General features: G+C 48.5%; 10 protein-coding genes. 4 read left to right on the top strand and 6 right to left on the bottom strand.

The features are described from left to right. Positions 1-1,008, bottom strand: a 1,008-nt coding sequence (locus EV210_RS21720; RefSeq protein ID WP_132083596.1) for a LytS/YhcK type 5TM receptor domain-containing protein, incomplete at its 3' end; no start/stop codon positions are given. A 167-nt stretch (positions 1,009-1,175) separates the two neighbouring features. On the opposite strand from EV210_RS21720, the gene EV210_RS21715 reads away from it, so the two are divergent. Further along, positions 1,176-2,195 (top strand): HD-GYP domain-containing protein, encoded by a 1,020-nt coding sequence (locus EV210_RS21715; protein WP_132083594.1) that lies wholly within the window; start codon positions 1,176-1,178, stop codon positions 2,193-2,195. 113 nt (positions 2,196-2,308) lie between these two features. Here EV210_RS21715 and EV210_RS21710 read toward each other — a convergent pair whose 3' ends face one another. Beyond that, positions 2,309-2,665 (bottom strand): hypothetical protein, encoded by a 357-nt coding sequence (locus EV210_RS21710; RefSeq protein WP_132083592.1) that lies wholly within the window; start codon positions 2,663-2,665, stop codon positions 2,309-2,311. Between the two features lie 158 nt (positions 2,666-2,823). Here EV210_RS21710 and EV210_RS21705 point away from each other — a divergent pair, with 158 nt between their 5' ends. Together EV210_RS21705 and EV210_RS21700 are read left to right on the top strand one after the other, a co-directional pair. Then, positions 2,824-4,998 (top strand): Tex family protein, encoded by a 2,175-nt coding sequence (locus EV210_RS21705; RefSeq protein ID WP_132083600.1) that lies wholly within the window; start codon positions 2,824-2,826, stop codon positions 4,996-4,998. A gap of 88 nt (positions 4,999-5,086) precedes the next feature. After that, entirely contained in the window at positions 5,087-5,968 is an 882-nt protein-coding gene (locus EV210_RS21700) for an SDR family oxidoreductase (protein ID WP_132083590.1), read from the top strand. Positions 5,969-6,011: 43 nt separating this feature from the next. Here EV210_RS21700 and EV210_RS21695 read toward each other — a convergent pair whose 3' ends face one another. The 4 genes from EV210_RS21695 to EV210_RS21680 all read right to left on the bottom strand — a co-directional run bounded on the left by EV210_RS21695 (position 6,012) and on the right by EV210_RS21680 (position 9,513). Next, a complete protein-coding gene (locus EV210_RS21695; protein WP_132083588.1) occupies positions 6,012-6,671 on the bottom strand; it encodes a cyclodeaminase/cyclohydrolase family protein in 660 nt (219 codons plus the stop codon). 40 nt (positions 6,672-6,711) lie between these two features. Then, complete coding sequence (locus tag EV210_RS21690; protein ID WP_132083586.1) at positions 6,712-8,307, bottom strand: DAK2 domain-containing protein; 1,596 nt, start codon at positions 8,305-8,307, stop codon at positions 6,712-6,714. Positions 8,308-8,326: 19 nt separating this feature from the next. Continuing rightward, complete coding sequence (locus EV210_RS21685) at positions 8,327-9,163, bottom strand: DegV family protein (RefSeq protein ID WP_132083584.1); 837 nt, start codon at positions 9,161-9,163, stop codon at positions 8,327-8,329. 134 nt (positions 9,164-9,297) lie between these two features. Continuing rightward, positions 9,298-9,513: a hypothetical protein gene (locus EV210_RS21680; RefSeq protein WP_132083582.1), complete on the bottom strand. Its 216-nt coding sequence runs from the start codon at positions 9,511-9,513 to the stop codon at positions 9,298-9,300. A gap of 283 nt (positions 9,514-9,796) precedes the next feature. Here EV210_RS21680 and EV210_RS21675 point away from each other — a divergent pair, with 283 nt between their 5' ends. After that, positions 9,797-11,944 carry a cell division protein FtsA gene (locus EV210_RS21675; protein ID WP_132083580.1) on the top strand — a complete coding sequence of 716 codons (2,148 nt, stop codon included), beginning with the start codon at positions 9,797-9,799 and terminating at the stop codon, positions 11,942-11,944. Positions 11,945-11,965: the final 21 nt, after the last annotated feature.

Raw genomic sequence — 11,965 nt, 5'->3', positions numbered from 1 at the left:
GGCAGCAAACACAATATCTGCATCGCCGACCATATTCCCCCGGGTATAGTACAATTTCAGGGTACCGATAACTCTCCCGGCTTGCTTGAGCGGTACCACTACAGTGCTGGATAACCGGCAGCGCTCACAGTAACAGCCGATCTCGGCACTATTCTGGGCAATAAACATTTGTCCGGATTCCAAGACATACCGGGTCGCTTTCGTCAAGCTGGACTTCCCGGGTTTATGATGCTGAGCTTCAGCACCAATAAAGGCCAGAACATGTTCGCTATCCGTAACGGCTACTGCATCATAGCCGCCGGAAGCATAAATGATGCGGGCCGTTTCATAAGCAGAATCGCTTGTCAGCCCCTTGCGGAGAAAAGGCAGCGTCTTCGTTGCAATATCCAGTGCTTTGCGGGATTTTTCCGCCCCTACACTTTCCTGGGCATCTTTTGCAGTTTTTATAATAACCATAAATAAGGAAAGGCCAATCGAATTTACAACAATCATGGGTATTCCGATCTCATTGACTAATAGCAGCGCCTGCTCATAGGGCCGTGCCGTTGCCAGAATAATAATCATTTGCATGCTTTCGCCAATAACACCAGCCGCAAGCGCTACCCACCAGGGTATCGGACGGGCTGGATAATAGCGGTAAAATATTCCCGCCAGTACGCCTTCGCATACATTGGCTAAAGCACAGGAAAAAGCGGTGAAGCCCCCCAGCAGGTACCGGTGACCGCCGGCAATTAACCCAGCTACCCCGCCCATCAGCGGGCCGCCAATTAGCCCCGCCGCCATAACCCCTACCACTCTGGAGTTGGCTAAAGCGTCATTGACAGGAATACCGGCATAAGTGCCGACAATACCAATAAACCCGAAAATAACCGTTAACAGCAGTCGTTCCCGATGTCGGGCTTCATAGTCAACCAGACGACGAAATGCGGTTGTATGCGACAGTACAAACGCTAATGTAGCCATAACGCTCATTCTCTCTAACAGTTCCACAAGCAATGAAATCTGCATTTTTCTTCACCTCTTCTACGCTATACGATATCATTTTTTAGGCAGTGATACAATCATTGAGACTTTAGTCCTATACCGATTACCAGTGTCTAGGACTTTCAACGAATTGAATTCCTGCTTAGGTAGATTTATAATGAAAATGATATAGTATTCTAGAGGTGGTTCTCATGCAACTTTCCTACGTTCAGCCTGGAATGGTCTTGACTACAGATATTATGGACGAGCGGGGCAATTTATTGCTGGAAAGCGGCATCACCCTGACTGCCGCTTATATAAGTCGCTTAAAGCAATTAGGGATTACAGCAATTCATGTCGCTGACCCAATTGCCGAACTATTGAGTCAGCCCGCGCTTTCCCCTGGACTGCGTGATGAGCTTGCCCAGTGTTTTCGCAGCGTTTTTACGTTAAAAGTAGCTGATCTTACCAATCAGCACGTGCGCATTACACAATTAGAACAAATGAAGCAAACCGTAGATAAAGTGATTACGGAAACAGGTAAACGCTTACCTTATATAATGAATATAAAGGTTCGTCAGCCAAGTGAGGACGAAATTCAGCACGGTATTAATGTGTGCCTGTTATCGCTGGTTACGGGGCTCTATTTAAAAATGCCCCAACCGCTTTTAAAAGATCTGGCATTAGGAGCACTGCTCCATGATATCGGGAAAACCGCTCTTCCTCAGCAAAGCCTGTCTGTTCCTGAACCGATGCGTTTTCATCCGCTGTTCAGCCGGGAACTGCTGCTCAAAGCTTATGTCAATCCTACCGTAGCCCGCATTGCCGCTGAGCATCATGAGCGATATGACGGCTCTGGCTATCCGTTAGGCTTGTCCGGTAAAAATCTTCACCCCTTATCCCGTCTGGTAGCAATCGCTAATTACTATGATACAGCGATGAGTAACGCTGCCTATACTCAGGCATCCCGTCAGGAAATTGTGGAAACGATGATGGCTGCCGGCAATACGCAATTTGATCTTAATTCCCTGCGGGCATTTTTCCACAGCGTTGCAGTATTCCCGGTAGGCAGCTTAGTCGAACTCAATACACACAAGACCGGTTATGTCGTTAAAAATAGCGTTCATTATCCGCTTCGCCCGGTAGTACGGATTTTTGACGATACCAGCTATACTGACATTGATCTTACACTAAAGCCGAATATCACTATTTTACAAGTAATAAAAGAGTAACGATAAGCTGTTCTGCCGCCAATGCGAGGGGAACAGCTTTTTTAGGCCTTTCCTGTTCATATAAAAAGCGCTAGCCTCGAGCGGCAAGCGCTTTACTTGATTTTAATGTATTGTTACCCCTGATGCTGGCGCCGGTGAGCATCATAGATCAGCTTTTTCGCCGAGATCAAGACTCCCATCAGCAGCCAGAAAGCACCATACATAGTAATCATGGGATAGGTAAGTGTAAAATTAATCCCTGTTAATGCCAGCAGTGGAGCCAGGAGGAAAAACCACGTTGTCAGTCCTGTGCCAATGGCGAAAGCAAAAATACAAAGTGCCGCTAAGCAGGGACTATTGCGGTTTAGTGAGACTTTGCTGCCTTTATCCCCGACTAAAACTAATGACACCAGTAACACAACTGCCGCTAAAAATGGTTTAGCAACAACAAAATAATTTGCCGCATTTGTTAACAGAGCTTGCCATTGCATACGATCACCCCCACAAAATCATTATAGTGTTATATATTGAGGACTCATCCATTTTATGCTAAATTTAGAAATTTCTCGGTATTGGTACTTCCTTACCTGTTTTGCGGCTTGTCTGCCATAATGTTATAATGAAAAAAAATACTAAAGATGGTGAAAAAATGCTGTTAACCGATATTAGCTCAGCTATCGCCCGCGAGATGGGCGTCAAGCTCTTTCAAGTAGAAGCAACTATTAAGTTACTCGACGACAGTAATACCGTACCTTTCATTGCCCGTTACCGCAAAGAAGCAACAGGTGAGCTGGATGAAGAACAAATCCGCACTGTTCAGGAACGGCTTAGTTATTTGCGTAACCTGGTCAAACGGCAGGAGGAAATTCTTAGTACAATTGAAGAACAGGGCAAACTGACTCCTGAGCTGGCTGCTGCAATTACTGCCTGTACCAAATTACAGGATCTAGAAGACCTATACTTGCCCTATCGACCTAAGAAACGGACTCGCGCTCAAATTGCCAAGGAAAAGGGACTTCAGCCTTTAGCTGACATCATCATGGCCCAGCAGCTGCAGACAGGCTCGCCAGCAGAAGCAGCCACTCCGTTTATTAATCCGGAAAAAGAAATTGCCACGCCCGAAGAAGCTCTGGCGGGAGCTGCCGATATTATAGCAGAAACCATCAGCGAGCGGGCTGATATCCGGGCCCTGCTGCGTAGGCATTTATGGAGCAGCGCGGAGATTTCGACGGAATTTGCCGTGGACGAAAGCCAGGCCAAAGAAGTTCTGAACTACAAAGAGTATCATGAACCGGTCAACCGTATGCCCTCTCACCGGATATTGGCCGTTAACCGCGGGGAAACGAAAAATCTCCTGAAAGTGCATCTAACGACCGCTCATGACGATAACATTGACCGCATAGCCCGGGAGTTTATCACGGGTAGTTCCATTTTTTCAGAATTGATTCGCGCTGCCATTGCCGATGGCTACAAACGGCTGCTTTTTCCTGCCCTGGAGCGGGAAGTACGCAACCAACTGACGGAAAATGCTGAGAAGCAGGCGATTCGCGTTTTTGGTCTGAACCTGCGTCAGTTGCTCTTGCAGCAGCCGCTTGCCGGCCACACGGTAATGGGTCTTGATCCCGGCTACCGCACAGGCTGTAAAATGGCTGTTGTCGGCCCAACAGGGACTGTCCTTGAAACAAGCACACTCTATCTAACAATGAGCGAAACCCAGAAACAAAAAGCTGCTGACACCGTTTTAACTGCCATTCAGAAACACGGCATTACCCTTGTCGCGATCGGAAACGGTACAGCGTCTTATGAAACGGAAGAGTTTACCGCACAGCTCATTAATGCCCATAATCTCCCTGTCCATTATGTAATTACCAACGAAGCAGGTGCCTCGGTTTATTCAGCCTCCAAGCTGGCGAAAGACGAACTGCCTGATCTGGATGTATCGATTCGCGGTGCGGTCTCTATTGCCCGCCGGGTCCAGGATCCCTTGGCCGAATTAGTAAAAATTGATCCTAAGTCAATCGGTGTCGGCCAATATCAGCATGATGTCAACCAAAAGGAACTGACCGGTACACTAACCAGCGTCGTTGAGTCGGCCGTCAACCATGTAGGCGTTGAACTGAATACTGCCTCGCCTGCACTGCTGCAATATGTAGCGGGAATTAACGCTGCAGTAGCCAAAAATATTGTGGCTTTCCGCGATGCCAACGGCTCCTTCAAAAACCGTAAGCAGCTATTGAAAGTCCCCCGCCTTGGACCGGCAGCTTATACGCAGTGCGCCGGCTTCCTAAGGCTACAGGCCAGTGACAATCCGCTTGATAATACACCTGTCCATCCCGAATCCTATGCGCTTGCGCAAAACTTGCTGGAGAAATTAGGCTATACTGTAGACAGCTTAAGCAGTAAAGATCAGCTGAAAAGTATTCAACAGCAAGCCCAGCAAGCTGACGTGACTAAACTCGCGGCTGAAGCAGGTGCCGGTGAGCCTACCGTGAGAGACATCCTGGCGGCACTCGTCAAGCCGGGGCGCGATCCCCGGGAAGATTTGCCTGCTCCGCTGACTCGCAAAAACGTAGTGAAACTGTCAGATATTAAGCCTGGCACCATCGTCCGGGGGACTGTCCATAATGTCATTGATTTTGGTGTTTTTGTCGACATCGGCATTAAGATCAACGGTTTAATTCACCGTTCTGAACTTGCCAGCAAACCTTTCCGTCACCCCTTGGATATTGTTTCTGTGGGCGATATCCTCGATGTTCTGGTTATCTCGGTAGATGAGGAACGGGGCCGTATCGGCCTTAGCCTAAAACAAGTCCCTAAGCAATAAAAGAAATTAGCCTGACGAATGTGTCAGGCTAATTTCTTTTTCCTCTTGCGGGTATGCTAATGCTATGTTGTTGGAAAGGAGCTATCTTATGCCCACAGAAGAAAGTTTCTTACTTACCCGCAATCTCGGCTTTCCGCCGCAGCACCAGAATTCACAGCCCGGCATCGAGCAGGCAATGAATCCCCCTCCCTGGGTGATGAAAGAAAGCTATCAATCCGCCGGTAAATTACGTGGAAAAATCGCACTGATTAGCGGTGGAGACAGCGGTATTGGCCGGGCAGTAGCTCTGACTTTTGCCCATGAAGGAGCAGATATTGCCATTGTTTACCTTAACGAAGACAATGATGCCCAGTATACAAAAAAGCTGATTGAGGCAACAGGACGGCACTGCCTGTTAATCGGTGGCGATATTGGCGGTGAAGACTTTTGCCGGGAAGCAGTTGAGCGAACAATCAAGCAGTTTGGCGGTCTTGACATATTGATTAATAATGCGGCTGAGCAGCATGTGCAAACCCGCCTGGAAGATATAACCGAAGCACAATTAGACCGTACCTTTCGGACGAACATTTACTCGTGCTTCTTTTTAACAAAGGCCGCCCTTCCCTACCTGAAAAACGGCAGCACCATTATCAACACCACTTCCGTAACGGCTTACAAAGGCAATGACCAGCTTATCGACTACTCAGCCACCAAAGGAGCGATTGTCGCCTTTACCCGCTCCTTGTCACAATCACTGGTATCTCAGGGTATCAGAGTCAACGGTGTTGCTCCCGGTCCGATCTGGACACCACTGATACCGGCTTCCTTCAACGACGCTCATGTAGCCCAGTTTGGCACCGATACGCCGATGAAACGTGCCGGGCAGCCGGCTGAAGTCGCACCGGCTTATGTATTCCTGGCCTCTGATGATTCTTCTTATATGACAGGGCAGATTATCCATATAAACGGCGGTACCATTGTCAATGGATAAACAAACAGTCCGCATCCCCTAAAAAGGAGATGCGGACTGCTTGTTATTTATCCATCGCTTCTGCCTGCATTACGGTAAACGGCTCTTCACTGTAGATATGAGCCTGGATTTCGCTAAGCAATTGATCAGCAGCAGTTCGGGTATGCAACAACTGGCCTTTTAGCGCACTGGCCAGCGCCTTATTGGACAAAAGCGGTAAATTAATCGATGTATTCAGCAAGGCTCCCATTACAGCAGCATAACTGTTCTGTGCTCCTACCGCTAAATCACTCACAACCTGGGGATTGATCCTGCCAAGCAGCAACTTGCCGATTTCCAAAGCTTCCAGAGAGTACCGGGCAATCGCCAGCGGAACTTCGGCAGCCTGCTTAAGCGCCTGCTGAATGCCTTCACTGCGGTGAGCTTTCTCAAAGTCAGTATCTTTGGGCATTTTATACGCTGCCATTACTTTGCCAAAAGCAAGCGCATCCCGGTCGATCAGTTCCTGCAGGCTAAGATGGACCTTAGCCAATTGCGCAATTTGTGTCTGCAGCATTTCCTCATGCTCGGCGTATTGCGGACGGCCAAGTGTTAAATTTACACTCATTTCCATCAGACTGACCCCTAGCAAACCTGTCAAGGCTGCGGCGCTGCCGCCACCGGGTGTTGATGCCTTGGAAGCCAGCTGTTCGGCGTATTTATCAATAGTCAAAGTGACAAGCATAATCGATACCTCCGGCTAAATTGTTTGGCAGACTAGTTTCTCATTCAATACTGATAATCAGTGGATACAAGGCCTGCCCGCCGGCATATAGTTCTACCTCTACCGTACTGTATTTATCCTGCAGTTGTTTAGCCAGCTTTTCGGCCTCCGCTTCAGTCAGCTCGCTGCCATAATAAAGGCTAACCACCTCAGCATCCGTAATGGACAGCTTTTCAGCCAGTTCAAGCAAGGCAGTCGGCAAATCAGCGCCGTCGGCCAGCACCCGGTTATCGACAACACCGATAAACCGGCCTGCCGGTACTATTTGCCCATTCACCAGGCTGTCGCGCACAGCAATTGTTACACCCGCAGCCTGTACTGCCCCCATCCGCTCTGTCATAGCCGCAACATTATCCGCTATGGCCTTATCGGAATCAAAGGCCAGTAATGCGGCCAGTCCTTGGGGTATGTTGACTGTAGGCACAACCTCTACCCGGTCGCCAAGTAATTTTTTAGCCTGGTTGGCTGCCAAAATAATGTTTTTGTTATTAGGGAGAATGATATACCGTTCAGCTTGCCCGCTATGGACGGCGCTCATAAAATCCTCTACCGGAGGATTCATGGTCTGACCGCCTGCAATAACAAGCTGAGCACCCATTTTTTTCATCATTGCCTGAAAGCCCTCTCCATCCGCTACGGTAATCACGGCCAAGGCTTGCTTAGCTGGCGCAGGAATGACGGTCTGCCGGTGTTGATCGGCCATGTTATCAATCTTTATATCATGCAGGGTTCCCCAGGTAAGAGCCATTTCCAAAACAGCCCCGGGGTGAGCACTGTGAATATGAACCTTAAGAACATTATCCCCTTCAGCCAGTACGAGAGAATCACCTTGAGGCAGCAGGAGTTTCCTGGCTTCATTACGGTTAAGCGAACAATTTTTTACAATAAATTCGGTGCAATAGGGGTGAGCAATATCAAACTCTTCCACACCCGGCACCGTCAGTGTCAGCGTGCGGTCCCAGTCAGCTTCCGGGCCGCTGCCTACGCCTTCCAGCCCCTCGAGGCAGCCTGTGAGAAACACTAACAGCCCCTGGCCTCCGGCGTCAACTACACCAGCCTGTTTTAATATTGGTAATTGCTCAGGCGTCTTGTTCAGTGCTTCCCGGCCAGCAGAAATCGCTTCTTTTAAAATATCCGAAAAAGGCAGTGTTTCCCGTACCGTTCGCCGGGCTCCTTTGGCTATGCCTTTTGCAACCGACAATATGGTTCCTTCTACCGGCCGGGAAACTGCCCGGTATGCATATAATACACCATACTGGAAAGCCTTACCTACTTCGGAAGAAGTGGCTTGCTCTTTGCCAGCCAATCCTCTGGCAATCCCCCGAAATATCTGAGATAAAATGACTCCTGAATTGCCACGGGCTCCCATAATGGCACTGTCGGCAGCACGTTTGGCCAAAGGACCTATTCCCGCCTCAGGTGCTTCGGCCACCGACCGGGCAACAGCGCCCAATGTAAGCAGCATATTGGTCCCCGTGTCACCATCGGGAACAGGAAACACATTTAAGCTGTTAATATATTGATGCTCTCTCATAAATGCTTTATATGCACCGGCAATCATGCGGCGATAATCCTTGCCCGTAACCATCTCTACCATCTTACACCCACCATCCTTATTACTTCTCCTGGAAAATAAGCCCTACCAAGCCCGGCCCCAAATGGCTGGCTAACACAGGTCCGCCCTCGCCGAATAGTACAGGTATTTGCGGATAGAGCTGTTGAATTTGCTGCTGCAGAATAAGAGCTTCTTCTTTCGCTTCAATAGCAACGACACTGATATAGGCAAAATCAGGATAGTTCTTTAATTCCTCCGTCATGCGGGCAATGGCTCTGGTCCGGGTCCGCACCTTATCCAAAACAGCTACTTTTCCTTCCCTTAAGTAGAGAATCGGTCTTATTTGCAGTATTGCCCCAAACACAGCGGCTGCGCCGCCAATACGCCCGCCTTTATGGAGATATTCCAATGTTGCAGGCACAAACATCGTATGAGTTGCACCTGCCATTTTTTCAATTTCAGCAGCAATGCAGCCTGCTTCAGCACCAGCAGCAGCCATCGCTAACGCCTGCTCTGCCATTTGTACCATACCGATGGCCGTCGTACCGGAATCGACTACGAATATATTTTTACTGCCAGCCATTTGGGCAGCTATTTTGGCACTTTGCACCGTACCACTTAAACTGCCGGCAAGCGTAATGACAACTGCCGAATCCCCACTATTGTGAATCGTCGAGAATAAAGCAGCAAAATCTCCCGGAGCAGGCTGGGAGGTTTTGGGATGATCTCCGGTTTCTTTTATCAGTGTAAACAAATCTGCGGCAGACAATTCACTTTCATTTATTTGTCGGTTATTTAACAGTACCGTTAGGGGAACCACGTGGAGATTACACCACTTTTCCAGTAATTGCGGCGGTACATTGGCGGTACTGTCAAGAATAACATGAACTTGTGACACGGTAATACTCCCCCATATAAATAATAGCCATTAGTATTGTAGCAGATTTTGGTGTTTAAATATAGACTCACAGTGCCAAAGAGAAAGCAGCCGGTATATCGGCTGCCTCATTTTGCTACAAATCTATTGCTTTTTCAAAGTGCGGGCGCAGTCATTTGCCTTTCAAAGTTAAAGAGCTGTATTTTAGGCTGCTCTTCATTGATAACCTCCGTTTGCGAGCCGTGAATCCCACATTCCGAGCAAAACCAGGTCTGCACGCGAAGTACAACTTCTTTATCTCCCACATAGTACTTAATTAGCGTATATTTTGAAGCCTTGTCAAGGTGTTCACACCATAGTTGATTGTTCATTTGGAAAACTCCTCCTTAAAAAATTAGTTACCTAGTCCTAATATCTAATAACATATTTATTCGGTTTTTTATAGTATATACCATGTTATTGAAATTTTCAATATAATTATTACCTGGTTATAATTTACAGTCATCTTTAATGTATATGCAGCTATAGGGAACTTTTTACCTGAAAAACTTAGAAATTACCCCTGTCGAGTATTTCATGATCCCGGTAGAAAGAGGAAATTACTGCAAGGATCGAGAAAATACAACACAGCATGTACGCCAAAAAGGAGCTATTATGAAACAACAACACCTTTTTGCCTTAGATATTGGCACGCGGAGTGTCGTAGGCCTCGTAGGAAAACCAGGCGAAATGTATATCGAGCTTATTGCTTGCGATCGCCAGGAACATCATACACGTGCTATGCTCGACGGTCAAATTCATGACGTTACTGAAGTAGCCGGCATTCTCAAGTTAGTAAAAGAACGGCTGGAGAAAAAGTCGGGTCCCTTAACCAAAGTAGCCGTTGCAGCTGCCGGACGGGCTTTGCACACCATCCGGGCTTCTGCCGATATGGAAGTGTACAACCGGGGAATCCTGACACCAAATGACGAGCGGGCCTTAGAACTGGCTGCAATCCAGACAGCGCAGCAGCAGCTGGCCACTTCCGCTAATATTGCCAATCCGGCCAACTATTACTGCGTCGGTTATAGTGTAGTTCATTTTGCTCTTGACGATATTCAGCTAAAAAGTTTGATTGGGCAACGGGGTAAGACTGCTGCGATTGAAGTTATTGCCACTTTTCTGCCACGGCAGGTAATCGACTCCCTTCAGTCAGCCCTGGCAGCAGCCGGTTTGGAAATGGATACCTTGACGCTGGAGCCAATTGCGGCTATCAATGTATTAATTCCTCCAACTATGAGACATCTTAACCTCGTACTGGTTGATGTTGGCGCCGGAACTTCCGATGTTGCCATTACCCGTGATGGGACAGTCATCGGCTATGGCATGGTTCCTTATGCCGGGGATGAAATCACCGAAGCCATTTCCCAGCGTTATATACTCGACTTCAACGTTGCTGAGACAGTAAAACGCCAGTTATGCGGCGGCAAGAATAAAAAGCTGTCCTTTACCGACGTTTTGGGGATGAACCATAAAATAGCTGCGAGTGAAATTATTGACGGTATCCGTATGCATGTTGCCGAACTAGCTCAACTTATTGCTTCGCAGATTTTAGCTTTAAATGCCTCCACCCCCCAGGCCGTTCTCCTGGTTGGGGGCGGTGCACTTACTCCCATGCTGCCGGAAGCATTGGCTCAGGCGCTGGATATTCCTGCAGGACGGGTTGGCATCCGCCGTCCTGATGCGATTGAGGGCATCCAGAATATCCCTGCTGCTTTATGCACACCTGATCTGGTGACCCCGCTGGGCATTCTAAACCTTGCGGGCCGGCGAACGCTCAACTTTGTCAATGTAGAAGTCAATGAGCAGCCACTGCGGCTTTTTAATATTGGCAACCTGACGGTAGCCGATTCCCTCCTGGCCGCCGGTATTGATGTCCGTACGCTCCATGGCCGCCCTGGAATGGGCATTACCATAACGATCAATGGTGAGAAACGGTTTCTACCCGGCAGCCTGGGGCAGCCGGGCACCCTTACCGCCAATGGAGAAACGGTAAAATTTGATCACCCGCTGACGGACGGCGACAAGATCACGGTGACTAAAGGCAGCGGCGGCATTACACCCGCTCCGGCCCTTAACGAAATCTTATCAATCCCAGCACCTATAACCGTACTGCTGAATGAACAGCTGTTGGAGATTGCCCCCATCTTTACTGTTAACAGTGAGCCTGCAACTGCCAAACAGCAGCTGCATGACCGCGATAACGTGATCTGCCGTTTGCCTGCTACATTGGAAGAAGTGCTGCGCAATGCCGGAATTCATCCTCAGTCGGTGGTATCTCTGTATACGGTAAATAACGCCGAGCGCTCTTTCAGCGTCTATCCTGCTTATACCGTAAATAATGTTCCAGCTACACTCGCCACGCCTGTAGGCAACAATGATATTATTATCACCGCAGTTCCAGAATCGCCCCGGCTTGGCGATATACTGGGAATTGAGCAGCATTATCATGACAGCATTACCGTTCTTTTTAATGGTTCTCCCTGCCATATCCCGGTGAATCGCTTTACCGTCACAATGGATGGTAAACCGGCAACGCTGGACACAATCGCTAAACCGGGCTGCAAGATTGAATATCACACACTCAGCCAGTGCAGCCCACTAATTAGTGATGTACTGCTTGCCGCCGGTTATAAACCACCGGTACTGGCAGCCGGGCCGATTACCATATGCCTTAATGGACGCCCCACGGAATACACGGCAGCAGTCAATGAAGGCGATCGTATCGAAGTCGTTATCGCCAATGCGAATACTGCAGGATAAAAAAAGACGCCCGTTTGGGCG

Origin of the sequence: Anaerospora hongkongensis, assembly GCF_004339805.1 — a bacterium.
GTDB classification, from domain to species: Bacteria; Bacillota; Negativicutes; order Sporomusales; family DSM-15969; genus Anaerospora; species Anaerospora hongkongensis.
Note: the sequence above shows the minus strand (reverse complement) of the source record. Positions and strands in the feature narration are given on the sequence as shown.

What these genes read in the sequence shown, in the direction of transcription:
- EV210_RS21715 (WP_132083594.1), top strand. Translation starts at nt 1,176, where the DNA reads ATGCAACTTTCCTACGTTCAGCCTGGAATGGTCTTGACTACAGATATT.
- EV210_RS21710 (WP_132083592.1), bottom strand. Translation starts at nt 2,665, where the DNA reads ATGCAATGGCAAGCTCTGTTAACAAATGCGGCAAATTATTTTGTTGTT.
- EV210_RS21705 (WP_132083600.1), top strand. Translation starts at nt 2,824, where the DNA reads ATGCTGTTAACCGATATTAGCTCAGCTATCGCCCGCGAGATGGGCGTC.
- EV210_RS21700 (WP_132083590.1), top strand. Translation starts at nt 5,087, where the DNA reads ATGCCCACAGAAGAAAGTTTCTTACTTACCCGCAATCTCGGCTTTCCG.
- EV210_RS21695 (WP_132083588.1), bottom strand. Translation starts at nt 6,671, where the DNA reads ATGCTTGTCACTTTGACTATTGATAAATACGCCGAACAGCTGGCTTCC.
- EV210_RS21690 (WP_132083586.1), bottom strand. Translation starts at nt 8,307, where the DNA reads ATGGTAGAGATGGTTACGGGCAAGGATTATCGCCGCATGATTGCCGGT.
- EV210_RS21680 (WP_132083582.1), bottom strand. Translation starts at nt 9,513, where the DNA reads ATGAACAATCAACTATGGTGTGAACACCTTGACAAGGCTTCAAAATAT.
- EV210_RS21675 (WP_132083580.1), top strand. Translation starts at nt 9,797, where the DNA reads ATGAAACAACAACACCTTTTTGCCTTAGATATTGGCACGCGGAGTGTC.